This is a genomic window from Streptomyces sp. CNH287, from assembly GCF_000424825.1.
In genome coordinates, this window is record NZ_KE384251.1 from 482502 (window position 1) to 507015 (window position 24514).

Sequence of the window (24514 nt, forward strand, 5' to 3'; positions counted from 1 at the left end):
GTCACGCGCGGGCGAGCCCTGTGATGTCGCCGTAGCCCTCGATCTCGCGCGGGTCGCGGGAGCCGGGCCCCACGTAGCGTGCGGAGGGCCGTACCAGCCGGCCCGTGCGCTTCTGCTCCAGGATGTGCGCCGACCAGCCCGCCGTACGGGCACAGGTGAACATCGAGGTGAACATGTGCGCCGGGACCTCCGCGAAGTCCAGCACGATCGCCGCCCAGAACTCCACGTTCGTCGCCAGCACGCGGTCCGGGCGCCGACTGTGCAGCTCCTCCAGCGCCGCGTTCTCCAGCGCCTCCGCCACCTCGAAGCGCGGCGCGCCCAGTTCCTTGGCCGTACGGCGCAGCACCCGCGCCCGCGGGTCCTCCGCGCGGTAGACCCGGTGCCCGAAGCCCATCAGCCGCTCGCCCTTGTCCAGTTGCCTGCTGACGTACGCCTTCGCGTCGCCCGTGCGCTCGATCTCCTCGATCATCCCGAGGACCCGCGAGGGCGCGCCGCCGTGCAGCGGGCCGGACATCGCGCCGACGGCGCCGGAGAGGGAGGCGGCCACGTCCGCGCCGGTGGAGGCGATGACCCGGGCGGTGAACGTCGAGGCGTTCATGCCGTGCTCGGCGGCCGAGGTCCAGTACGCGTCGACGGCCGCGACGTGCTTGGGGTCCGGCTCGCCCCGCCAGCGCCGCATGAAGCGCTCGACGATGGTCTCCGCCTTGTCGATCTCCCGCTGCGGCACCATCGGCACGCCCTGGCCGCGCGCGGACTGCGCGACGTAGGAGAGGGCCATCACGGCGGCGCGGGCGAGGTCGTCGCGCGCCTGCTCCGCGTCGATGTCGAGCAGCGGTTTGAGGCCCCACACGGGCGCGAGCATCGCCAGCGCGGACTGCACGTCCACCCGGATGTCACCGGAGTGGACGGGGATGGGGAACGGCTCGGCGGGCGGCAGCCCGGGGTTGAAGCCGCCGTCGACGAGCAGGCCCCACACGTGGCCGAAGGAGACCTGGCCCACGAGATCCTCGATGTCCACGCCTCGGTAGCGGAGCGAGCCGCCCTCCTTGTCGGGTTCGGCGATCTCCGTCTCGAACGCGATGATTCCTTCGAGCCCGGGTACGAAATCGGACATCAGGCGGCTCCCTCGTGATGGTGCCGGCAGATGCTGCCGACAGGTCGACGACGACTGGTGACCAGGGTCAGGTCAGCTTCCAGGTGTGTTCCGGGAGGTGCCGGAACGGTTCCGCCGGCGGGCGCGCGATGTACGACGTGTGTCGGCCTGCGGACTGTTTCCGGTACCCGTGGTGATGCCCCGTAGTGCCGGTGGTCACCCAGCCCGGGCCGGACGGGCCACGATACGCGCGATATGTGGAGGCCACAGCGGTGAGGAAGCGATTTTGGCGGGTTCGCCACATGCGCACGGTGCGTGACAAGAGGCACAGCGCGTGAGGGTGGTGCCAGAGGTGTACGGGTGGCGAAGACCGGGCAGACTGAGGCATCGCCGGTCCGTGGATACGACAAGATATGCGCGTGTCCCACGCCGATGACGCCCCAGCCCAGGCCCGCGCCCACGCGGGTGCCGCCAGCCTCGATCCCGCCGCCATGCGCGCCCGCTACCGGGAGGCGGGGCTCAGCGAGAGCGCGCTCGCGCCCGAGCCGTACGGCCAGTTCGCCCGCTGGTTCGAGGACGCCGCCGCCAGCGGCCTGCACGAGCCGAACGCCATGGTCCTCTCCACCGTCGGCACCGACGGCCGGCCCAGCTCCCGTACGGTCCTGCTGAAGCAGTACGACACGCGCGGCTTCGTCTTCTTCACCAACTACGGCTCCCGCAAGGGCCGCGAGATCGCCGCCAACCGTTACGTCTCGCTCCTCTTCCCCTGGCACGGCATCGCCCGCCAGGTGATCGTCTCCGGCCGTGCCGAGCGCATCGGCCGCGACGAGACCGCCGCCTACTTCCGCACCCGCCCGCACGGCTCCCAGCTGGGCGCCTGGGCGAGCGAGCAGTCCTCGCGGGTGGCGGCGCGGGAGGAGCTGGACCGGATGTACGAGGAGCTGGCGGCCCGCTACCCGGAGGGCGAGGACGTGCCGGCGCCGCCGCAGTGGGGCGGCTTCCGGGTGGTGGCGGAGGCCGTGGAGTTCTGGCAGGGGCGGGAGAACCGGCTGCACGACCGGCTGCGCTTCGTCAGCGGGGGCGAGGGCGGGGGCGGCGGCTGGACGGTGGAGCGGCTCTGCCCGTGAGCGGCGCGGCGCGGGCGGGCCGGGGTGACGGGAGCGGGCGCCGCGTGCGCGGATGACGCCAATGAGTATCCGTACTCAGGCGGCGGCGCCCGCGGGCGGCCAGGCTGGCTCCGACGACACCGAAGGAGCAGACCATGGACTTCCGCCAGCGGCTTCGCGGCTGCGCACGACTCGCCCTCGACTGCCTCTCCTCCGGCTACGCGCTCGCGTACCTGGGACTGGTCGCCGCCGCGATGGCCTTCGCCGCGTTCGACATGGCCTTCGTGGACCACGCCGACGCGACCCTGTCCGGGGTGTGGATGCTGCTGCTGACGCTGCCCACCGTGCTGCTGCCGCTCGCCGGCGACGTCGGGGGTCCCGCGCTGTTCGGCGCGGTGGCAGGTGCCGCGCTCGTGCAGGCGGCGCTGCTGGGCCTCGTCGGCTGGGCGGTGCGCGGCGCCACCGGCGGCCCGGGCCCGCGCCGCTCCGGGGGCGGCCGTGCCTCTGGCACCGCCGCCACCTGAGCCGGAGAAGCCACCTGAGGCGGAACGGGCCGGGTGGCCGGAGCGGCCGGTCGGCCGCAGGGGAAAAGCAGACGACCCGCGGGCTGCTCCCTCCCGCCGGAGCGGAAGGGCGCCGATCGGACGAGTCCGACGGGCCCGCGGGTCGGGTGACTGCTGGGATTGGCCGGCAGAGCCGGCGTCACGCTGTGACGACGGCGCTAGGCCGCAGTCACCTCACGCGTCCGGTTACTGATCATCGGACCGAACCACCTCCCTTCTCGTGTACGGAGAACGTTAGGCACCACCCGTCACACCCGCAAGGGAATTTCGGGGCGGCAACGATTTGTGCGAATCCGGTGTGCGCTGAGTCACGTTCGAGTTGAATGATCGGTGCGTGCCGCAGAGTCGCAGCGATCAGCGTCCAGCCGGGGGTGCCAGGTGACTGCTCAGCCAGAGACCCACTCCGAACACTCCGCCGGCGGCGGGGGCGATACCGCCGCGCGCGGGCGGGGTGGCGGGGCCGGTGACGAGCTGCTGCTCGCCGTCCTCCTCGAAGGCATGGACGCCGCGCTCTGCGCCTTCGACGCCGACGGCGTCGTCACCCACTGGAACCGCGAGGCCGAGCGCGTACTGGGCTGGGCCCCCGAGGAGGCGATCGGCCGCCGCGGGCTGGCGGGCTGGGCCGCGCTGGCGGCCGACGCCCCCGACGTCGAGTCCCGCCTGCTGGCCGCGCGGGACGCGCCGGGCCGGCAGGTGCACGAGTTCGCGCTGATGACGAAGGACGGCCGCCGCGTCCTCGTCCGCGCGCAGACCTCCGCGGTCACCGGCCCGGACGGCCGCCCCGGCGGCGTGTACTGCGCCTTCGGCGAGGTGCACGCGCAGATCGACCTGGAGCGCTCCATCGCCCTGAGCGAGGCGCTCCTGGCGGACGCCTCCTGGGGCGTCGTGCTGGTCGACGCCGACCTGCGCCCCGCGGTGGTCAACCTGCACGCCTCGCGGGCCCTGGGCGTCTCCCGCACGGCGCTGCTGGGCCGCCCGCTGGGCGAACTGCTGGACGAGGGCCTGGAGGAGCTGGAGGCCGCTTTCCAGCACGTGCTGGCGCAGGGCGCGCCGCCCGCGCCGGAGGAGATCTGGGTGACCTTGCGCGCCGCCCGCGCGGGCGAGGCGCGGCGCGGCGGCGACGCACGGGCCGCGTCCGCCGACGGCGCCGCCCGCCGCTGCTGGCGCAGCGGCTTCGTACGGCTGTCCTCGCCGCTGGCCGAGGAGCCCGTGCCGCTGGGCGTGGCCTGGCTGTTCCAGGACGTCACGCAGGGCAAGCGCAAGGAGCGCGAGGCCTCGCGGGCCCGCTTCCGCGACACCCAGCTGCACCGCGCCGCCCGGGCCGCCGCCGAGTGCGAGGACCCGATGGAGGCCGCCTCCCTGCACCTGGACTTCGCGCTGGCGGGCTTCGCCGACCACGCCCTGCTGGACCTGGACGCCGCCGTGCTCGGCCCGCGCCGCGAGGCGGAGGCAGACCCGGTGGCGGGCGACCCGGCGGCGGGCGGGCCGGTGCCGACCAGGCTGGTGCGGGCCGCGGTCAGCCCGGCCTCGGCGCCGGGCCTGTGGCCGCCGGCCGAACCAAGTCTGCGCAGCGGCATCCCCCTGGGGTACGGGGCGGGCCATCCGGCCATACAGGCGTACGAGCGCGGCGGTTCGGTCCGTACGAGCGTCGGCGGGGCCGCCTCGGCGGCGGGGGACGCGGCGGCGACGGCGGGGTGGGCGGCGGCGCGCAAATGGCCCGACGGCACGGTGCACGGCCTGTGCGCGGTGCTGCGCAGCCGGGGGCGCACGCTCGGTGTCGCGACGTTCCTGCGCGGCGCGGGCCGCCGCAGCTTCGACCGCGCGGACGCGGCGTACGCCGAGGACGTCGCCGTCCGGGTCGCGTCGGCGGTCGACCTGGCGCGGGCGCTGCGCTGACGGCCCGTCCGCCCGTCCGGGCAAACGCCCGCCCGGATCAGTCGAGGTAGAAGATGCGGTCCGCGTACTCCGCCATCACGCGCTTGTTCCACTCCAGCCCGCCGTCCACGTTGCCCGAGCGGACCAGCGGCGGCGCGATCCCGCGCGCCGCCAGCTCGCCCGCGGCCGTGGCGACGACGGCCTGCATCAGGGCGCTGGTGACCACCGTCGAGGCCGGGGCGAACGGCGCGGGGAAGTCCGGCGCGGTCAGCACGGTGTCGCCGACCGGGATGTGGTTGTCGAGGACGACGTCGCAGTGGTCCTTGAGGAAGGTGCCGCTGGAGTGCCGGGAGGTGGTGGAGTCCGCGTACCGCACGGAGGTGACGCCGATCACCCGCACGCCCTGGGAGCGGGCGTGCGAGGCCATCTCGACGGGCAGGGTGTTGCGTCCGGAAAGCGAGATGACGATCAGCACGTCGCCCGATTCGACGGGGCTGGCGTCCAGCACGGTGCCCGCCAGGCCGACGACGTGCTCCAGCGCGCTGCTGAGCGTCGCGGGCAGGGTGTTCGCGGCCGCACCGGGCACGGACAGCAGGTTCATCACGGCGAGGCCGCCCGCGCGGTAGACCACGTCCTGGGCGGGCAGGGCGGAGTGCCCCGCGCCGTACGCGAAGATCCGGGCGCCCGTGGCGACGGCGTCGGCGATCAGCGTGCCCGCAGCGGTGATGGGTGCCGCCTCGGCGTCCCTGACCTCCTGGAGAAGGCCGATGGAGGCGTCGAAGAAGTCCGCTGCCAGCTTGCTCTCGCCCATGCGCACGGCTCCCTTTGTAGGTGTTCCGGACCTTGCCGCGAACACGGTGAGGTCTGGGCCAGTGCCCTGTCAATATGGCAACCCGTCCCGATCGGCCCGGTTGTCGGTGGGATGCGTCAGAATTGAGTCCGGGGCCACCGCACCGAACGACGAGGGGCACGCATGTCCGGATTGATCGACACCACGGAGATGTATCTCCGCACCATCCTGGAGCTGGAAGAGGAGGGCGTGGTCCCGATGCGTGCGCGCATCGCCGAGCGCCTCGACCAGAGCGGCCCGACGGTGAGCCAGACCGTGGCCCGGATGGAGCGGGACGGCCTGGTCCAGGTCGCCGGTGACCGGCACCTGGAGCTGACCGACGAGGGCCGCAGGCTGGCGACGCGCGTGATGCGCAAGCACCGTCTGGCGGAGTGTCTGCTCGTCGACGTGATCGGGCTGGAGTGGGAGCAGGTGCACGCGGAGGCGTGTCGCTGGGAGCACGTGATGAGCGAGGCGGTCGAGCGCCGCGTCCTCGAACTGCTCCGGCACCCGACCGAGTCGCCGTACGGAAACCCGATCCCGGGGCTGGAGGAGCTGGGCGAGACCGCCGAGGCCGGCCCGTTCCTGGACGACAGCATGGTCAGCCTCTCCGAGCTGCGGCCGGGGGCGGACGGCAAGACCGTCGTCGTGCGCCGCATCGGGGAGCCGATCCAGGCGGACGCGCAGCTGATGTACACGCTGCGCCGGGCGGGCGTGCAGCCCGGAGCGGTGGTCAGCGTGACCGCCGGGGCGGGCGGAGGCGTCCAGGTGGGCAGCAGCGGAGAGGCGGCGGAGCTGGAGTCGGCGGTGGCGGCGCACGTCTTCGTCGCCAAGCGCTGAGCGCCGTCGCGGGGGCGGCCGCAGGGAGCGGGAGACCAGCCGGGTTCGGCTGCCAGTGCGGGCCGGGCGGACTCCTGTCCGGTCGTCTTCTTCCCAACTGGTCCGGCGCATACCTATGTTGCCGGAATGCGAGCGGCTGTGACTGCATCGTGTCACGCTGTCGCTACTCACTGACGGGTGTGCGGAAGGGGAGCCGTCGGATGGCGCGGGCGGGATGGCACGGGGGCGGTGGCCGGGCGCGGCGCGGCCGGGTGGAGTACGGCCGGGTGGGGTACGGAGGGCCGGGGTGCGGGCCGAGGAGCGGCGGCCCGGGGGCCGGACGGCGAGGGGGGAGACGGGGCTCCCGAGCCCTCGGCTGCCGGAGCCTCGCCTCCCCGTTTCCCCCCGCGACGACCCGGAGCCCCGAGCTCCCAGGGTCAGTCGCCCCGGTAGCTGTCTCCCCTGGGTGGCTGCGGTCAACCCTGCCGTGAGGTCACTCGAACGAGGGTCGTTGACCCGAAAACCGACGTGTTCGAACAGAAGCTCGATAGCGTGCGCCGTGGTCAGCGGGCTGCGCGGCGGCCAGACGGAGTGGGGGTGCCAGGACGCATGGTGCGACGTATCGACGTGACGGGCCCGGAAGGGAACCGGCTCGCCGCGTGGGAGTTCGCCGACCCGCCCAAGGGTGACCAGGGGGCGGGTCATGCCGGTCACCAGGATCATCGGGATCACCAGTCCGCCGGTGCGGCCGGACAGCCGCGCAAGCCGAGCGGGGTGCTGCTGCTGCACGGGCTGATGGGCCGGGCGGCACACTGGGCGGACACCGCCCGCTGGCTCTCCGCGCGCTATCGCGCCATCGGCCTCGACCAGCGCGGCCACGGCCAGAGCGAGAAGCCCGCCGACGCCAGCCACGAGCGCGACGCCTACGTGGAGGACGCGGAGGCCGCGATCGAGCAGCTCGACCTCGCGCCGCTGGCGCTCGTCGGCCACTCCATGGGCGCGCTGACGGCCTGGCAGCTCGCGGCCAAGCGGCCCGACCTCGTACAGGCCCTCGTCATCTGCGACATGCGCGCGTCCGCGCTGGGCGAGCAGTCGCAGCGCGAGTGGGAGGGCTGGTACGAGTCGTGGCCGGTGCCTTTCGCGACGCTCGCGGACGTACGCAAGTGGTTCGGCGAGGACGATCCGCGGCTGGAGCGGCCCCGGCCCACGCGCGGGGAGTTCTTCACGGAGGTCATGGCGGAGCAGGAGGACGGCTGGCGGCCGGTGTTCTCCACGGACCAGATGCTGCGGGCCCGTGAGACCTGGGTGCACGACGCGCACTGGGACGAGCTGGCGCAGGTCCAGTGCCCCACGCTCGTCGTGCGCGGCATCGACGGCGAGCTGGGCCGGGCGGAGGCACAGGAGATGGTCCGGGTGCTGCCGCGCGGCATCTACGCCGAGGTGCCGGACGCGGGGCACCTGGTGCACTACGACCAGCCGGAGGGCTGGCGGCGCGTCGTCGAGCCGTTCCTCCAGGCGGCGCTTCCCCCGGGCACGTAGCCGCTGGGCACGTCGCCGCTGGGCGGGGCGGCGGTCGGTGCGGTGCGGGCCGGGCGACGGGCCCGTAGACGCCTTGCCGACCGGTGGTGGGCCGTGCCTATCGTGGCAGTCCAGGAGGGGCGTGACCGGTCGCTCCGGCACGGCGGGAGGCGCGGCGCGCATGGCAGGCGAGCAGGACGACGGCAACGGCACGGACGGGGCGCGCGGCGCGGCGGGCATGGGCGGAGCGGCGGGCACGGGCGGCCCGCGCGCCTCCCGTACGCCGCCCCGCGGCGTCATCGGCAAGGACGGCGCGGTCCCCTCCTTCGGCACCGCGGACGGCTCGCCGCGTCCCCCGGAGCCGCCCGCGCCCGCGGTGCGGGTGCGGCAGCTGTGGAAGCAGTTCGGCGAGCAGATCGCCGTCGGCGGGATCGATCTCGACTTGCCCGCAGGGCAGTTCGTCGGGCTCGTGGGTCCCAACGGCGCGGGGAAGACCACCACCCTGTCCATGATCACCGGCCTGCTGCGGCCCGACTCGGGCACCGTCGAGATCGCCGGGCACGACGTGTGGCGGGACCCCGTCGCGGTGAAGTCGCGGATCGGCGTGCTGCCCGAGGGGCTGCGGCTGTTCGAGCGGCTGTCCGGCCGTGAACTGCTCGACTACCTGGGCGCCCTGCGCGGCCTGCCGCAGGACGAGGTGCACCGCCGTACGACCCAGCTGCTGGACGTGCTGGATCTCGCGGGCTCCCAGCACAAGCTGGTCGTCGACTACTCGACCGGCATGCGCAAGAAGATCGGTCTGGCCGCCGCGCTGCTGCACAATCCCGAGGTCCTCTTCCTGGACGAGCCGTTCGAAGGCGTCGATCCGGTGTCCGCACAGACGATCCGGCGTGTGCTGGAGCGCTACACCGGCTCGGGCGCCACGGTCGTCTTCTCCAGTCATGTCATGGAGTTGGTCGAGTCCCTGTGCGACTGGGTCGCGGTGATGGCCACCGGCCGCATACGCGCGCAGGGCACGCTGGCCGAGGTGCGCGGCGAGGCGCCGTCCCTCCAGGAGGCGTTCCTCGAACTCGTCGGCGCGGGCGCCCGCGCCGACGCCGGTGACGGCCTGGACTGGCTGGGCGGCGGCGCCCGATGAGCACCCCGACCCGCCCCGCCGACGACGGCCCGCGCCCCGCCGACGGCCCCCGCACGGGCGGCGCCCCCGCGGCGGCCCCGGCACCGGGCACGGGCGCGACGCCGCACCCCGCCCCCGTCTTCGTACGCATCAAGCTGTCGCTCCTGCGCAACGGCCTGCACCAGTCCACCACCCGCACCGCCGCCTTCGTCACCTCCGTCGTGCTGGCCCTGCTGGTCGCCGCCCTCCAGCTGCTCGGACTGGTCTTCCTGCGCGGCCACGAGCACGCCGAAGCCGTCGTCGTCCCGCTGACCGCGCTGCTCGTGCTGGGCTGGGCGGTGATGCCGCTGTTCTTCCCCGGCGGGGACGAGACGCTCGATCCGACCCGGCTGGTGATGCTGCCGCTGCGCCCGCGCCCGCTGGTGACGGCGCAGCTGGCGGCCTCACTGGTCGGCATCGGGCCGGTGTTCACCTTCACGCTGCTGCTCGGCTCGGTCGTCGCGGTGGCGCACGGCTGGGCCGGGACGGCGGTCGCGGTGCTCGCGCTGCCGCTGGCGCTGCTGCTGTGCGTGGCGCTGGCGCGGGCGGTGGCCACCGCGAACGTCCGGTTGCTCACCAGCCGCCGCGGGCGCGACCTGGCGCTGCTGAGCGGCCTGCTCATCGCGGTCGGCGCGCAGCTGCTCAACCTGGGTTTCCAGAAGCTGTCCGAGCCCGACGGCCTCTCCGTGCTGGAACCGGCCGCCGACGTGCTGCGCTGGGTGCCGCCTGCCGCCGCGGTGGGGGCCGTACGGGCGGCGGGCGACGGCTCGTACGGCACGGCGCTGGCGCAGCTGGCGCTCTCCGGCGCGGCGCTCGCGGCCACGCTGTGGTGGTGGCGGCGTGGCCTGGAGCGCCTGATGACCTCCCCGGACGCCTCGACGCTCCGGACCGCCCCCGCACCCCGGCGCGCGGGCCGGGGCGCCGACGGGGACGCGCCGGGCGCCGGGGCCCGCTCCCGGGGCGTGGCCCGGCTGCTCCCCGGCGGCCGTACGGGCGCGGTCGCGCTGCGGACGCTGCGCTACGCCTGGCGCGACCCCAAGACGAAGGTGGGCTGGGGCGCTTCGCTGGGCGTGGGCATCCTGCTGCCGGTGGTCTTCGCGGTGCAGGGCAACGGCAGCACGTACAACGCCTGCTGGGCGGCGGGCATGCTCGGGCTCCAGATGTACAACCAGTTCGGGCAGGACAGCTCCGGCTTCTGGCTGGTGGCCTCGACCATCTCCTCCGCGCGCGACGCGGCGGTGGAACTGCGCGGACGGCTGCTGGCCGTCGCGCTGGTCGGGGTGCCGTACGTGGCCGCGGTCTCGGTGCTCTCCGCGCTGCTGCTGGACGACTGGGCCTCGCTGCCCGAGGTGCTCGGCCTCGCGCTTGCCCTGCTGGGCGCGCTGCTGGCCACCGGGGTGGTCTCCTCCGCCTACTTCCCGTACTCCATCCCGCAGGAGAGCAACAAGAACGTCGCGCCGGGGCAGGGGTCGCTGGCGTACCTGAGCATCTTCGGCGGCATGTTCGCCGGCGGGCTGCTGAGCACGCCGCTGCTGGCCCTCACGGTCTGGCTGCACGTATCCGGCGCGCACGGCGCGCTGTGGCTGGTCCTGCCGCTGGGCGCGGCGTACGGGGCGGCGCTGTGCGCGGTCGCGCTGCGGGTGCTGGCGCCTCGGGTGGCGGGGCGGCTGCCGGAGATCCTGACCGCGGTGAGCCGGGGCTGACCCGGTCAGCGGGCGTGGAGCGTCGCTTCGGACGGCGGAGACGCACGAGCCCGTCGCCGGAAGGGCCTGTTCCGAACTGGGCGGTCGGGCTTTGATGGTTGGGTAGGTCCCGACTGGTTGTTGGTGTGTGTTGTTCCGGTAGAGAGGGGCGCCATGGAGCCGCTGGCGGCTGGGGATCCGGTGCGCGTGAGTAACTTCGTGTTGCGTGGCCGGCTGGGCGCGGGCGGGATGGGGGAGGTGTTTCTGGGGCGTTCGCCGGGCGGGAGGGCGGTGGCGGTGAAGGTGGTGCATCCGCATCTGGCACGGCAGTCGGAGTTCCGGCGTCGTTTCCGGCGAGAGGTGGCCGCCGCACGAGTTGTCGGTGGTGCGTTCACCGCGCCGGTGGTGGCCGCCGGCCCGGAGGACGACCTGCCGTGGATCGCGACGGTCTACGTCCCTGGACCGTCCCTGGCCGAGGCTGTGGCCAAGGCCGGGGGGCTGCCGGAGGGCTCGGTGTGGCCCTTGGCGGCGGGGCTGGTCGAGGCGTTGCAGGCCATCCACGAAGAAGGCCTGCTCCACCGTGATCTCAAGCCGTCGAACGTGTTGTTGGCCGCAGACGGCCCACGCGTGATCGACTTCGGGATCGCCCGGGCGATGGACGCCACCGCACTGACGGGAACGGGCACGGCTATCGGAACGCCGGGCTTCATGGCCCCCGAACAAGCCGAAGGCGCCCAGGTGGGGTCGGCCAGTGACGTCTTCGCCCTCGGAGCCGTGCTCGCCTTCGCGGCCACCGGACATGACCCCTTCGGCCAGGGCCCGCCGCTGGCCGTCCTGCACCGCGTTGTCACTGGTGAGCCACGACTGGACGGGCTGACGGACCCGCTACGCGCTCTGGTCGCCGCGTGCCTGGAGAAGAACTCCGGCGACCGGCCCAGCACCGAGCAACTCCTGGAGCGGATCACCTCACACTGGGACCCGCCCGACGATGTCTCCGATACCCGGCCATGGCCGCGGGCCGTGACCACACTCATCCACACACGCGTGACAACGTCCACCGCGCCGTACACCGAACTCACCAGCGCACAAGCCACTTCCACGACAGCCGTATCGCGGCGAGGTGCTCCGGCCGGCCACCAGCAGGAGCAAGGAACGAGCGGTACCACCGGGTCACGAGAGGCGGCCCGGCTGTTCGCTGCGCTGGCGGTGGACCGGGCGCGTGTGCTGGGTGCCGATCACGCCGACACCCTGGGTGCCCGCGAGGATCACGCGTGGGAGCTTGGGCAGGCCGGGGAGCATGCGGAGTCGGCGCGGTTGTTCGCTGCGCTGGCGGTGGACCGGGCGCGTGTGCTGGGTGCCGACCACCCCCGCACCCTGACCGCCCGCCACAACCACGCGTGGAAACTCGGGCATGCCGGAGAGCACGCGGAGGCGGCCCGTCTGATGTCCGAGGTCGTCACCGACAAGACACGTGTGCTGGGCGCCGATCACGCTGACACCCTGACCGCCCGTTCCGTCCACGCCTGGAACCTCGGGAGGAGCTGAGTGTTGCCGAGAGACGCTGGAGACGTCTGCCGACGCTGGGGCGAGCACAGGTCCGTACCGTCAGACTGACGAAGCCAGGAGCAGACCCCGCAGCCCGACCCGCCTTGCCTGCCCGCGCTGGTGGCCTGAGGGGGCCGCTGCCGCCGTCGAGCAGCGGAGGACGCGGTGAGCGGGACGGTACGGGCCGCTGCGGCTGCTGCGCGACGGTGACCGCACGGCGGACGCGCACCCCTGCCGGGCGGCGTGCAGGCCCCGCGCGGCCTCGCTCGCCCCGACGGCTCCGCCACCCGGTCGGCAGCCCCCGCTGCGGCGCGGCGTGCCGCAGCGGGGACCGGATCGCGTCACGCCGCGGGTGCCGCCGCGCCTGCGGGTGCGGGTCGGGTCGCCGCGCAGGCGTACGCCAGCGCCGGGAGCAGCTCTGCCGCGTCCGGCAGCCAGCGGTTCGCGGCCGAGGGCCGCTGCGCCCACTGCACCGCGCCCCGGGTGCCGAACCTGGTCGGCGGCGCCGCCAGCCAGCCGCCCTCGCCGCGCGCGACGAGGTCCAGCCGGGCGGGCGACCAGCCCAGCTTCCGCAGGAGCCCCGGCACCTTCGGCGCGGCGCCGGGCTGCACGAAGAAGGCCATCCGCCCGTCCGGGGCGCTGGTGACCGGGCCGAGCGCGGCGCCCGTGCGGCCCAGCCGGGCCAGGGCCAGGCAGCCCGCGTCCTCGGACACCTCCAGGGCGTCGAACGTGCGGCCGGTCGGCAGGAGTACGGACGCCCGCGGCTCCCCGGCCCACATCCGCCGCGCGCCGCTCGCGCTCCCCGTAGCCTCGTCCGCCCAGCGTGCGCCCGCAGGATGTGCGCCGGGCGCGGGGCACGCGCCGTCGCCGCAGCTGCACCGCGGGATGCCGCCGTCGGAATCCAGCCAGGTGCCGGGGAAGACGTCCCAGCGGCGCTCCTCCGCGTACCGCAGCGCGTGGTCCAGGGGCGCGGCGGCGGGGCGGCGGGGTATGGGCGCGAGCGCGGTGGCCGTCGCCGGGAAGGCGGGACTGCCGTCGGCGGTGCGGGCCGCACCGGCGGTGCGGGCGGTACGGGCGGTGCGGGCGGCGGTGCGGGCCGGCGGCTCGGTCCGGGAGGGGCGGGGGGCAAGGGGGGCGCCCGGGGCGCCCGTGATGACGGATGCGGTGATTCCGCTGGTCTCTTCCACGCAGTTCCCAACTCGCCTCACCCGTAAGGGTTACGGGGGCGCGAAAGACGGCACGCGCAGCAACGTTCCGTCATCCGGGGCGCATCGGGGCATCGTCGGGGGCGCGCGGGGAGGTAACTCGTGGTGCGCGGGTAGTGACCCTCTGGTCCATTGCGCCGTGTTGTGCCGGAATTCCCGGTATATGCGCTGGGCAGTGATCATCCATGGCATTCGGGAGCATGACGGAAGAAGGGGGATCACATGGCCGCCAGGCCGCTGGTCGCGAGGCAGCCGAACGAGAGGCTCCAGGCACTCATCCAGGAGGCCGCCTGCTCCAACGCCGGGCTCGCCCGCCGCGTGAACGTCTGCGGCGCGGAGCACGGGCTCGACTTCCGGTACGACAAGACCTCAGTGGCCCGCTGGCTGCGTGGGCAGCAGCCGCGCGGGCGGGCGCCCGCCGTCATCGCCGAGGCGATCGGCCGCAAGCTGGGCCGGGCGGTCACGCTCGACGAGATCGGCATGGCGAACGGCAAGAACCTCGCCTCCGGCATCGGCCTCCAGTTCGCCCCCACGGTCTCCGGCGCCGTCGACCAGGCGTGCGAGCTGTGGCGCAGCGACGTCGGCCGACGCGACTTCCTGACCGGCTCGACGGTCGCGACCACCGCGCTGGTCGAGCCCAGCCGCGACTGGCTGATCACCGCACCCGACGACCAGGTGTCGCGGACGTCCGGCGGGCGGGTGGGCATGGCGGACGTGGCCGCCGTGCGGTCGATGACCGAGGCCCTCTCGGGGCTGGACCACCGGCACGGCAGCGGGCACGTCCGCCCGGTCGTCGTGCACTACCTCAACAGCGTGGTGTCCGGCCTGCTGGCGGGCTCGTACCGGGAGGAGGTCGGGCGGGCGCTGTTCGGCGCCGTCGCCCGGCTCACCGAACTCGCGGGCTACATGGCGGTGGACACCGGTCAGCCCGGCCTCGCGCAGCGCTACTACATCCAGGCGCTGCGCCTGACCCAGGCGGCCGGTGACCGCGCGTACGGCGGGTACGTGCTGGCCGCGAGCATGAGCCACCTCGCCGCCGCCCTCGGCAACCCGCGCGAGATCGCGCAGCTGGCGCGCGCCGCCCAGGAAGGTGCGCGGGGGCAGGTCACGCCCCGCGCGCAGTCGATGTTCCTGGCGGCGGAGGCGCGCGGGCACGCGCTGATGGGGGACACGCGGTCCTGCCAGCTGGTGGCGGGGCAGGCGCTGCGGGCGCTGGACCAGGCCGAGGGCACGTCCGGCGCGGGCGACGATCCGGTGTGGATCACGCACTTCGACCGCGCCTACCTCGCCGACGAACTGGCCCACTGCCACCGCGACCTGCGCCAGCCGCAGGGCACCGTCGAACGGGCCCGGGAGGCGCTCGACGCGCTGCCGGAAGGCCGCGCCCGGCGCCGGGCCATCGGGCTCTTCCTGCTCGCGGACGGGCAGTTGCGGCAGCGTGAGGTGGAACACGCCTGCCATACCGGGATGAAGGCGGCCGAAATCCTCGCCGGACTGCGGTCCGACCGGGGCGCGGAATACCTGGACGACTTCCAGCAGCGCCTGGTGCCGTACGCGAAGGTGCCGGCAGTCGCCGAGTTCACGGCCCGGGTGGAGCTGAGGGCGGTGGCCTAGCACCCCTGACGGGGCGACGGGAGGTACGGGAGGTGCTGCGTCGGTTCTCCTCGGTCTCGCGGGCCGGGGAGAACCCCCTGCTCACTTCGTCTCCCGGCCTCCTTCCCGGCGGTCCCGGGGAGCCGGGCGCGTCCGCGAGGCGGAGGCGCGTCCCCGTACGGGGCGGACGCGGACGGCTCCGGCAAGGCAGGGGGTGCGCGCCGGGCTCCCCCGGCGGCCCGGCGGCCCGGGAGGTGATCTCCGGGCGGCTCCGCGAGCGGCTGCGGGGCGGTCCCCGGGGGGCGATCTGTCGGCATTGGTGTGTGATGGCGGGAATGGGGAGGTGGCCCTCGATCGGGGGCGTGTTCGACGGTTCCGGGGACCCGGTAGCGTGAGCCGACCGTTCCGGAAGTCAGGCTTATCGAGGAGTCCCGGTGACAACGCACAGCGGACACGGGCAGAGCGAGGAGCCCCCCTACGAGGGGGTCGTTCTGCCGTCGAGCGGCGAGCCGTGGGACCCCGACCAGCGACGGCAGCCGGACGCCCCGCAGCCGGCCCAGGGGCAGCCCTGGGGGCAGCCGTGGGGCCCGGCCGACGAGCCTCCGGCGGCGCCGCCGGGCGGTGCGCAGACGTACGGCGGGACGGCGGGCCACGCCCAGCCGGGCCCGCCGCCACCGGTCGCGCCGCGGGCCGTGCCGCCGTCGTACGGCGGTGCTCTGCCGCAAGGCGGAGCGCGGTCGCAGACCGGTCAGCCGCTCCCGGGCGCCGAGCCGGGTCCGGCGGGCAGGCAGAGGACCGGCAGACACGGGCGGCACGGCGCGCCCGAGGTGCCCGGCCGGCCCGGTCCCGCCGCGCCGCCCTCGTACGGCGGAGGTTCGCCGCAGGGCCTCGAGCCGGGGCCCGGGAGAGGGCAGTTGCCGCCCGGGGCGACCGCGCCCGCAGGGCTGCCGCCGGGGACTGGTGCCCCTGGCTACGGCGGGCAGGCCGGTCAACTCCCGCCGCCCGCGCCCCCGACGCCTCCGCCCGGCGGCCTGCCCGGTCAACTCCCGCCGCCCGCAGGGGACTCGGACGCCACCCAGCTGCTCCCACCGGTGCCGTCCGGGCCGTCCGCCGACGGGGGCGGGGAGTCGACGCAGAAGCTGTCACTGGGGTCCCTGCGGAACGCTCGCCCGCCCGGCGCGCACCGCGCCGGGCCGCTCCCCCCGGCCCAGCCGTCGGGGCAGGCACCGGGCCACGCCCCGGGCCAGATGCCGACCCCGCCACCGGCCCAGCCGCCGACGCCGCCGGGCCGGGCCCCCATGCAGCCGCAGGCGTGGCCGACGGGTGCGCCCGGCAGCCCGCTGCCGCAGGACGCCTTCACCGAACAGCTGCGCCCCCAGCCCCCCATAGGTAGCCCCGACGCCGAATCGACCCAGCTCATCCCGCCGTTCAGCGCTGGAGGTGCCGGGAGTGCCGGGCCGCAGCCTGGAACGCATTCCGGGCCGGAGTCCGCCGCCGAGGCCACCCAGCTGCTGCCGCCCCAGCCGGGCGGCGGTGACGCCGCTGCGGCGGCGATGCTGCGCAGCCCGCTGCCGCCGGAGGCCGGCCCCGGCCAGCAGCCCCCGGCCGGGCCTCCGGAGCGCGCCGCCGCACCGCCCCCGCCGTCCGGCGCCCCGTACGGGATACGGCCCGGCGCGCCCGAGGACCGGCAGCCGCTCGCCGAGTTCGACAGCCTCTTCCGCAGCGAGCCCCCCGGCGCGGGTGAGCCCGGTTCGACCCAGAGCATGCCCCTCTTCGACCCCGCCGCCGGGCATCCGCAGCAGCAACCCCCGCACCAGCAGCAGCGTCAACCGCACCAGCAACCCCAGCAGCACCCGCAGCACGGCCAGTTCCCGCCCCAGCGCCCGCACGCCGCCGTGCCGCCCGAGCCGCAGGGCCGGGCCGCGCGCCGTACCGCCGAGCGGGGCGGACGCGGCGGGCGCGGCGGGCGCGGCCGTGGTGCCACCTCGCCCGCGGTGCTCATGGGCGTGGGCGTGGCCGTGGTGATCGCGCTCGGGCTCGTCGTCGGCGCGGCCCTCAGCGGGGGCGGCGGGAGCGACGGGGAGAAGGACGCCAAGGACGGCGGCGGCCCCGAGGCGTCCAGTTCGCCCTCGCCCACCGCCTCGAAGAAGCCCGCGGTGTCCGCGGCCGAGACGCAGGCGAAGAAGCTGGACAAGCTGCTGGAGTCCAGCAACAACAGCCGCACCACGGTGATCAACGCGGTCGAGAACATCAAGCAGTGCAAGAAGCTCGACGTGGCCGCCAGCGACCTGCGGGCCGCCGCCGTGCAGCGCAACGGGCTGGTCACCAAGCTGGGCGAACTGGAGCTGGGCAAGGTGCCCGACAGCGCCGATCTCAACTCCTCGCTCACCCGCGCCTGGCGGGCCTCCGCGCGCGCCGACGAGGCGTACGCGGCCTGGGCGGGCCAGGTGAAGGGCAAGAAGGGCTGCCCGAAGGGCAAGGCGCGTGCCACCGACCAGCAGGCGGCGGGCACCCGGGCCAGCGGCGAGGCGACCAGTGCGAAGAAGGAGGCGGCGGGGCTCTGGAACCCCACCGCCAAGAAGTACGGCCTCAGCGAGCGCCAGTTCACCCAGCTCTGAGAGAGGCTCCACGGCGGCGGTGCGCGCCCCGGTGCGCGCGCCCCGCCCTGTGCCGAGCCGGCCCCGTCCCGAGCCGCTCCGCCTCGCCCCGTCAGCCGCCCGCGACGCCGTCCTGCCGCTGGGCCTCCAGCGACCGTTCGACGTCCACGAACCCGCGGTGCACCGACACCACCTTCCCCTCCCGCACCCGCTGGTAGGTCACCTGCGTGTTGACGATGCGCGGGAAGTCGTGCGCGGCGAGCAGGTCCTCGTAGTGCCAGCGCAGTTCGGGTGTCAGTCCGCCGGTGGCTATGGCGTCGCCCTCGTCGAGCGCGCCCCGGAGGTTCTCGGTGCTGACCGGTTCCTCGTCGCTCAGGGACTCCAGCGCGTTGCGGAGCACGGTGTAGGCGATCCAGGTCGTCTGGACGCCGGGGTCGGCGGTGTCGATCCGGTTGTCCTTGAAGGCGTGGGTGCGCACGACGTCCTTCATCGGGTCCCAGCGCGGGTCGTCCGCGCTCGGGTACCAGCCGGTCGTGTAGGCGCCGTCGAGCGGGCTGTCCGCGCCGCCGGTACGGTCCACCAGCGACTGGCGGACGCTGCCGAGCACCGAGGCCGTACGGACGCTGGGGTCGTCCGCCTGAATCCGCCGGAACGAGTCGAAGAAGGTGTCCGTACGCCCGCCGAGCACGGCCGTGACGCAGGCACTGTCCTGCGCGCCGCTGCTGGTCGCGGCGGTTTCGAGGGCCGATTCGGCGGCGGTGCGGTAGGAGGTGGCGTCCTCCGGGGCGCGGATGTCGGCGGCCGGTGCGGCTGCGGCGGCGCCGCCGTCCCGCAGTCCGGCGTTGAGCAGTGCGGGGAGCTGGTCGCCCGCGGTGGTGTCGGGCCGTACGAGGGAGACGCGTTCGCACTCCCCGGCGGCGAGCTGCCGCCCGTTGCCCGCGACGAGCGCGGGGAGCCCGCCGTTGACCGGGTAGGAGAGCGGGCTGGTGAACTCCTCGTCGGCGAGCCCGTAGCCGCCGATGTAGGGGATGCGGGCGCCCTCCAGCGGGGACATGAAGGAGCGGCCGTGCTGGCTGTACGAGCCGACGACCGCGACGGCGCCCTCCTCCACCGCCCGCCGCGCGCAGTTGGCGGCCCGGACGGTGTCGTTGTGTTCGTTGCAGGTGAGGACGTCGAGGCGGCGGCCGTTGATGCCGCCCTCCGCGTTGACCCAGCGCGCGTACGCCTGGGCCATCGCGGGCATCCCCGGCATGTTGGTCGCCTTGGTCCTGTCGGGTGCCCAGGTCATCACCGTGATGGCGTCGTCTCCGGCTCTGGCTTCCCCGGGGAGCAGGGAGCAGCCGCTGAGCAGCGACGCGCACGCGGCCGTGGCGGTGGCGAGGGCGGTAACCTTGCGAGGACGGCGCCTGGGGAGTGTCGCAGTCATGTGTGGGCACGATGCCGCGCCCGGCATAACTGAGAAGTGATGCCGGTGCAACGTGCGGTGACGCCGGAGTGAATTGCGGGGGGCCGCCGCGTGGGGGTCCCGGGGAACGTATGGTCGAGCACCATGCAGCAAGCTTCGGAGAAGTCTTCCCGTCGTGGCCGTCGGTCCACCACCATGGACACCATGCCTGTCAACGACATGCCCTGGTGGCGCTGGCGCAGCAACGTGCGCTCGGCTCTGCACATGCTCTCCGACCCCGCGTTCCAGCAGGACTGCTGGCTCACCGGCCAGCCGGGCTACGGTGACGTCACCGACGCGGTCTACCGGCTCGTCGAGGACACCTGGCTGGACAGCTGGTCGGCCGAGAAGTACGTGGGGACGATCTTCCGCGACTCGCAGGAGGCCGCCCTCGTCGACACGGCGGTGCTGCGGGTGCTGCGCATCATGCACCAGGTCGGCGCGGACGCGCCGGTGGCGACGTACATGGAGCACCACGGGTGGGCGGAGGCCGTCCGCTCGGCGCGCGAGGCGCACGTACGGCTCGCGGCCAACGACGGGGACGACCCGGACGCGCCGCCGCGCTCGCTGGACGCGCTGGCGGCGATGCTGCGTACGGTCTGACGGGCGCGGCCCGCGCCGGGTGCGGCGGCGAGTTGTGCCAGGCTTGGACCATGAGCCAGCCCGAGGAATTCGTCCTTACCCTCTCGTGCCCGGACAAACAGGGCATTGTGCACGCGGTGTCCAGCTTCCTGTTCATGACCGGATGCAACATCGAGGACAGCCAGCAGTTCGGGGACCGCGACACGGGGCTGTTCTTCATGCGAGTGCACTTCAGCAGCGCCGGGTACGCGGACGCGGCGGGCACCCCGGGTTCGGCTTCTGCTGCTGCCTCCGGTTCGGGCTCCGCCGACGGTGACGCCGACGCCGACGCTGCGCCCGAGGCGGCGGACGCCGCCGCGTCGGCCACCCTGCGCAAGCTGCGGGCGAGCTTCGGGGCGATCGGCGACTCCTTCCGGATGGACTGGCAGCTGCACCGCGCCGCCGACCGGATGCGGGTGGTGCTCATGGTCAGCAAGTTCGGGCACTGCCTGAACGACCTGCTCTTCCGCTCCAGCATCGGCGCCCTCCCCGTCGAGATCGCGGCCGTGGTCTCCAACCACACGGAGTTCACCGAGCTGGCCGCCTCGTACGGCGTCCCCTTCCACCACATCCCGGTGACCCGCGACACGAAGGCGGCGGCCGAGGCCCGGCTGCTGCGGCTCGTCCAGGACGAGGGCGTCGAGCTGGTCGTGCTGGCCCGCTACATGCAGGTGCTCTCGGACGACCTGTGCAAGGCGCTGTCCGGGCGGATCATCAACATCCACCATTCCTTCCTGCCGAGCTTCAAGGGCGCCAAGCCCTACCACCAGGCGCACGCGCGCGGCGTCAAGCTGATCGGCGCGACCGCGCACTACGTGACCGCCGACCTCGACGAGGGCCCCATCATCGAGCAGGAGGTCGAACGGGTCGGCCACGAGGTCAGCCCGGACCAGCTCGTGGCGATCGGCCGCGACGTGGAGTGCCAGGCGCTGGCCCGCGCGGTGAAGTGGCACAGCGAGCACCGCGTCCTCCTCAACGGCCACCGCACGGTCGTCTTCACCTGAGCGGGAGCCCCCTCCCGCCCGTGCTCGGCGTGCCCTGCTTCTGGAACAGGTCGGCGACGGAGGAGGGGTCGGTGGACAGGAGCGCGTCGAGGGCGTCCGGGGCGATCACCGGATGGTTCAGTTCGGGAAATCGCGTGGACCCCTGTCCAGGCCGGCACAGGCGGAACCCTTCCGCGCTCTCGTAGTAGGAGAAGGGGAGGCCCAACTCGCTCATCCGCAGACCCAGTTCCCATTCCCGCTCTCCCGAGAACGTCACGTGGCATCCCCTGGCCGCCAGCTCCGGGACAACTCTGCGGTAGCTGTCCGGGCTCAGCGGGTTGCCGGTGACGTTCACGTCCAGGAGCGACCGGTGGCGCAGCAGGGGAGCGAGGTCCCTGATCCTGTTCCGCTCCAGCGCCACCCGGTCCAGGGAGAGGCTCTCCAGCCCGGAGACGTCTTCCAGCGCACTGTCGTGCGAGATGACGGCGCACAGCGACCCCAGGTGCCGCAGCGGGTCGCCGAGCGAGGGGGCGTCGCACCCGGTCATGGTGAGGATGCGCAGCCCCTGAAGCCTCTCCAGGCCTGTGAGCGTGTGCGCGTGGCTGAGCGCGATCGAGGTGATGCCGCTCAACTCGCCCTCGCTGAAAGGTGCTTCGTGTCCCAGCAGTTTGCTGAGGCGCTGCTCGACAGCCGTGTCCATGGTCGTACTCCCGTCGGTGGTGCGGTGGCGGAGGTCGGTCGCCACGCCCGGCAGGAGAACGCCGTTCGGTCGCCGACGGACCTCACGCCGCTGGAGCGCCGAGCCTAGGCTCTGCCCGGCCGCACGGCCTCGGGCGCCCCCGATCCGGCGGGAGCCGCCGGGAGTGCCGGGAGCCGCCCGTGCAGCGGCGGGAGAGGTCAGAGGCGGGAGAGGTCAGAGGCGGGAGAGGTCAGAGGCGGGAGAGGTCAGAGGCGGGAGAGGGAGGCCGCGGCGAAGAGGACGTCGCGGATGGCCTCGCGGTCGCCGTGCTGGCCCGCCGCCGCGTCCTGGGGCGGTACGTGGCCCGCCGCCAGCTGGCAGAACTCCACGCCGTCCAGCGCCACATGGGCCACCTCCTGCTCGGGCGAGGCGCGCGCGGCGGGGGAGTCCAGCGGGATGTACCAGTGGCCGCCGCCGCTCCCCTCGACCTCCAGGTGGAGCGTGCGGCCCGGCGCCCCGGCCGACGACAGCCCGCGGGGCGGTGCGGCCAGCCCGGCGCGGCGGCGTTCGGCGATCGTGGCCGGGAGCATGCGGGCGGCGAAGTCGACCATCAGGCCCAGGTGCGCGCCTTCGGGCGGCTCGTACGGGTAGTCGACCGCCTCCGCGATGTCGTCCGCGTGCACCCAGCACTCGAAGGCGCGCTCGATGAACGCGTCCCGTACGGGGAGCGTGAACTCGCCGTAGGAAGCTTCGAGTTCGGCGATGCCGCGGCCTGCGAACGAGACCGTGCGGACGAGCGTGTGCGCCTGCTCGCGCCAAGGGCCGCGTACGGCGCACGGGCTGCCGCCCGCAGGGCCCGCCTCGGCGCCCGCCGTGGCCTCCCACCCGGCGGGCGAGCCGGTGCGCCACTGCGCCTCCGTACGCGCCGTCGGGCCCGCTCCGGTGGACGGCGAGGCCGCGCCGAGCGGGTCGGGCAGGCCGAGCGACGCGGCGACCATGCCGTCCACCGCGAGCAGATGGCCGATCACCCCGGCGACGGTCGTCTCGCGCTCCGCGACGCCCGCCTTTCCGTCGAACCAGTGCAGCCGCACCGGCGCCCGCCACTCCGCCTCCGCCATGTCGTGCAGCAGCGCGTCGAGCCGGGCCGCCTCCGCGTCGTACGGAGCCGCCCATTCCGGCACCGGCACCCGGGCGGGGCGGCGCACCAGGCAGCCCGCCAGTACGCGCGAGCGCAGCTTCGGGTCGAGATCGAGGCTCTCCTCGGGGCGCAGCAGCCCGACGGCGTCGCGCAGCCGCAGGGCCTCGTCCGCGCAGGCGGCGCACTCGGTGAGGTGGGCCTCGAGCGCGGCGGTCTCCTCGGCCGAGCAGGCGGCCAACGCCCAGGCGCCGAGCAGGGACTTGAGTACGAGATGGTCGAAGACGGGCTGCGGCTGGGCCGGTTGCGCGGTCTGCGCCGGTTGCGCCGGTTGCGCGGGCTGCGGCGCGGACGCGGGCTGTGGCGCGTCCGGCGGCGGGGACGCGGACGGCCCCGGGGGAGGCGGCCACGCGCCGTCCTCGACGGCCCGCCGGGGCGGCGGTATGCGGGGCGGGAGGCCGCCGCCCGGGCCGCCGCCGGGCCGGCCGTCCCCCGACTGGCCGCCGCCGGGCTGCTCGCCGCCGCGGTGCCCGTCGTCCTCGCGGCCCGGCCCGGACGGCTCGTACGGCCCGCTCACCGCGCCCGCCCGAGGCCCCGCGGCACGGCGGAGGACTCCGTCCCGGCGGGCAGCGGCCGGGTCGTCGCCGAGGAGAGCAACTGGAGGCCCAGCCGCAGGCGCCGCCGCGCCTCGTCCTCGGTGACCCCCAGGTGCTCGGCCGTCTGCCGGCAGTCGCGGCGCTGGAAGTAGGCCAGTTCGAGTGCGGCGCGCAGCGAGGCGGGCATGGAGGTGACGATGTAGTCGGCGCGGGCGGCTGCCGACGCGGCGCGGACCTTCTCCTCGATCTGCTCCGGCGACCCGCCGCGCTGCTGCTGCCGCAGCCGGCTCGCGGCCTGCCGCTGCGCCAGCGCGGCGATCCACGACCGGAGCGGGCCCTGCCGCGGGTCGTAGGCGTCCGGGTGCTCCCACACGTAGGTGAAGACGTCGCGGGTGGTGCGGTCCGCGGATTCGTCGTCCTCCAGCACGCGGTGGGCGAGTCCGTGCACCAGCGCGGCGAACCGGTCGTACAGCTCGCTGAGCGCCGCGGCCTCGCCGCGCGCCAGCCGCTGCTGCATCTTCCGGTCCCAGCGCGGTGATGTGTCGTGTGCCATGTGACCCCGCTCCCCAAACGCCCTCGTCACGTCAGCCGACACCCTCGAATGTAGTGCGGGGGGGCTGACAACGTACGCCCCTTTACGGCAATGTGCGCCCTACGATATTGCTGATGGTATCGAACTCGTCACTTTGTGCTGTTTCTTGTTGATCGTGACTGGATTTTTCTGCCGGGATATGTCACCTGGGCATGCTGCGTTGACCGGGACTAAGGGGAGGAACGGGTCGACCAGGGCATAGGGTCGTGGCAGGCAAGCAGTTTTGGTCGCGACGGGCAGGGCAGCCGAGTCGAAGAGGGATCACTTCCGGCAGGCGATCGAGTTCGCTCGGTGAGCGAAGGAGAAGGGGACACGTGTCGTTGAAAGTTTGGGAGGAGGTGCGCGGGGAGTGGACTGTCCTGCGGGTGTCCGGCGAAATGGACCTGGTCACCTCGCCCGCCGTGCGCCAGCACGTCCACGACGCCGTGGCCGACGGCCGTCACAGCCTCGTGCTCGACCTCTCCGAGGTGCTCTTCTGTGACTCCAGCGGAGTGGGCGTCCTGATCGCGTCCCGTCGGCTGATGCGTTCCTGTGCGGGGCAGTTGCGGCTGATCCTGCCCGCCCGCGGCGCGGAGGACGGCTCGCACGTCAACCGGGTGCTCGCCGCGCTCGGGGTGCGCAGGCTGTTCGACTGCTACCCCGATCTGCACGCCGCGACCGGCCGCACGGCCACGACGGGCCCGCTCACCGCCTGAGCGCCCGCCGCCGCGGTGTCCCGCGTTTCCGCCGTTCCGCGTTTCCGCCGTTTCCGCCGTTCCGCCGTCCACGGTTCGGGCGCTCGCTGCCCGAGTGCGCGCCGCGTCTTCTTCGCCGCCCCCGTCGCTCCCCCCGCCGCCGATCCCCGTACGGGCGGAAAGTCCAGACCAGGTGTTGACGTGGCGTG

General features: G+C 74.3%; 20 protein-coding genes. 13 read left to right on the forward strand and 7 right to left on the reverse strand.

What is annotated here, in order from left to right:
• Position 1: 1 nt before the first annotated feature.
• Positions 2-1114 (reverse strand): citrate synthase 2, encoded by a 1113-nt coding sequence (locus H299_RS0125945; protein WP_027750792.1) that lies wholly within the window; start codon positions 1112-1114, stop codon positions 2-4.
• Positions 1115-1584: 470 nt separating this feature from the next.
• Between H299_RS0125945 and pdxH the strand changes: the two genes are divergently transcribed.
• The 3 genes from pdxH (at position 1585) to H299_RS0125960 (ending at position 4658) form a co-directional block, all read left to right on the forward strand.
• The gene (gene pdxH, locus H299_RS0125950) at positions 1585-2220 is read left to right on the forward strand and encodes a pyridoxamine 5'-phosphate oxidase (RefSeq protein ID WP_027750793.1); all 636 of its coding nucleotides are present in this window, start codon (positions 1585-1587) and stop codon (positions 2218-2220) included.
• A 134-nt stretch (positions 2221-2354) separates the two neighbouring features.
• Positions 2355-2723, forward strand: a complete 369-nt coding sequence (locus H299_RS36315) for an SCO4225 family membrane protein (RefSeq protein ID WP_051262844.1) — start codon at positions 2355-2357, stop codon at positions 2721-2723.
• 417 nt (positions 2724-3140) lie between these two features.
• Complete coding sequence (locus H299_RS0125960; protein ID WP_027750794.1) at positions 3141-4658, forward strand: PAS domain-containing protein; 1518 nt, start codon at positions 3141-3143, stop codon at positions 4656-4658.
• Between the two features lie 37 nt (positions 4659-4695).
• Here H299_RS0125960 and H299_RS0125965 read toward each other — a convergent pair whose 3' ends face one another.
• Complete coding sequence (locus H299_RS0125965) at positions 4696-5448, reverse strand: SIS domain-containing protein (protein ID WP_027750795.1); 753 nt, start codon at positions 5446-5448, stop codon at positions 4696-4698.
• A 162-nt stretch (positions 5449-5610) separates the two neighbouring features.
• On the opposite strand from H299_RS0125965, the gene H299_RS0125970 reads away from it, so the two are divergent.
• The 5 genes from H299_RS0125970 to H299_RS36320 all read left to right on the forward strand — a co-directional run bounded on the left by H299_RS0125970 (position 5611) and on the right by H299_RS36320 (position 12186).
• Positions 5611-6306: an iron-dependent transcriptional repressor DtxR gene (locus tag H299_RS0125970; RefSeq protein WP_027750796.1), complete on the forward strand. Its 696-nt coding sequence runs from the start codon at positions 5611-5613 to the stop codon at positions 6304-6306.
• A 588-nt stretch (positions 6307-6894) separates the two neighbouring features.
• Positions 6895-7824: an alpha/beta fold hydrolase gene (locus H299_RS0125975; RefSeq protein ID WP_027750797.1), complete on the forward strand. Its 930-nt coding sequence runs from the start codon at positions 6895-6897 to the stop codon at positions 7822-7824.
• Positions 7825-7984: 160 nt separating this feature from the next.
• A complete protein-coding gene (locus H299_RS0125980; protein ID WP_486587421.1) occupies positions 7985-8941 on the forward strand; it encodes an ABC transporter ATP-binding protein in 957 nt (318 codons plus the stop codon).
• On the forward strand, positions 8938-10662 hold the full coding sequence (locus H299_RS0125985) for a transporter (protein ID WP_078513045.1): 1725 nt from the start codon (positions 8938-8940) through the stop codon (positions 10660-10662). The genes H299_RS0125980 and H299_RS0125985 overlap by 4 nt, the downstream gene beginning before the upstream one ends.
• Before the next feature lie 186 nt (positions 10663-10848).
• Complete coding sequence (locus H299_RS36320) at positions 10849-12186, forward strand: serine/threonine-protein kinase (protein ID WP_486587422.1); 1338 nt, start codon at positions 10849-10851, stop codon at positions 12184-12186.
• Between the two features lie 341 nt (positions 12187-12527).
• Here the strand turns inward: H299_RS36320 and H299_RS36325 are convergent, their stop codons facing one another.
• The gene (locus H299_RS36325) at positions 12528-13178 is read right to left on the reverse strand and encodes a bifunctional DNA primase/polymerase (protein ID WP_051262909.1); all 651 of its coding nucleotides are present in this window, start codon (positions 13176-13178) and stop codon (positions 12528-12530) included.
• Between the two features lie 435 nt (positions 13179-13613).
• Between H299_RS36325 and H299_RS0126000 the strand changes: the two genes are divergently transcribed.
• Positions 13614-15005 carry an NsdA family TPR-like regulatory protein gene (locus H299_RS0126000; protein WP_027750800.1) on the forward strand — a complete coding sequence of 464 codons (1392 nt, stop codon included), beginning with the start codon at positions 13614-13616 and terminating at the stop codon, positions 15003-15005.
• 413 nt (positions 15006-15418) lie between these two features.
• Positions 15419-17602 carry a hypothetical protein gene (locus tag H299_RS39325; RefSeq protein WP_037760579.1) on the forward strand — a complete coding sequence of 728 codons (2184 nt, stop codon included), beginning with the start codon at positions 15419-15421 and terminating at the stop codon, positions 17600-17602.
• Between the two features lie 91 nt (positions 17603-17693).
• On the opposite strand, the gene H299_RS0126010 is transcribed toward H299_RS39325, so the two are convergent.
• Positions 17694-19007 (reverse strand): ABC transporter substrate-binding protein, encoded by a 1314-nt coding sequence (locus H299_RS0126010; RefSeq protein WP_027750802.1) that lies wholly within the window; start codon positions 19005-19007, stop codon positions 17694-17696.
• A gap of 123 nt (positions 19008-19130) precedes the next feature.
• Between H299_RS0126010 and H299_RS0126015 the strand changes: the two genes are divergently transcribed.
• The gene (locus H299_RS0126015; RefSeq protein ID WP_078513046.1) at positions 19131-19628 is read left to right on the forward strand and encodes an SCO4402 family protein; all 498 of its coding nucleotides are present in this window, start codon (positions 19131-19133) and stop codon (positions 19626-19628) included.
• A gap of 50 nt (positions 19629-19678) precedes the next feature.
• Complete coding sequence (purU, locus tag H299_RS0126020) at positions 19679-20650, forward strand: formyltetrahydrofolate deformylase (protein ID WP_037760585.1); 972 nt, start codon at positions 19679-19681, stop codon at positions 20648-20650.
• On the opposite strand, the gene H299_RS0126025 is transcribed toward purU, so the two are convergent.
• From H299_RS0126025 to H299_RS0126035, 3 genes are all read right to left on the reverse strand, one after another.
• On the reverse strand, positions 20643-21374 hold the full coding sequence (locus H299_RS0126025; protein WP_027750805.1) for a hypothetical protein: 732 nt from the start codon (positions 21372-21374) through the stop codon (positions 20643-20645). The genes purU and H299_RS0126025 overlap by 8 nt on opposite strands.
• A gap of 200 nt (positions 21375-21574) precedes the next feature.
• A complete protein-coding gene (locus H299_RS0126030; protein WP_027750806.1) occupies positions 21575-23020 on the reverse strand; it encodes a zf-HC2 domain-containing protein in 1446 nt (481 codons plus the stop codon).
• On the reverse strand, positions 23017-23592 hold the full coding sequence (locus H299_RS0126035) for a sigma-70 family RNA polymerase sigma factor (protein WP_027750807.1): 576 nt from the start codon (positions 23590-23592) through the stop codon (positions 23017-23019). The genes H299_RS0126030 and H299_RS0126035 overlap by 4 nt, the downstream gene beginning before the upstream one ends.
• A 353-nt stretch (positions 23593-23945) precedes the next feature.
• Between H299_RS0126035 and H299_RS0126040 the strand changes: the two genes are divergently transcribed.
• Positions 23946-24326: an STAS domain-containing protein gene (locus H299_RS0126040; protein WP_027750808.1), complete on the forward strand. Its 381-nt coding sequence runs from the start codon at positions 23946-23948 to the stop codon at positions 24324-24326.
• Positions 24327-24514 lie beyond the last annotated feature (188 nt).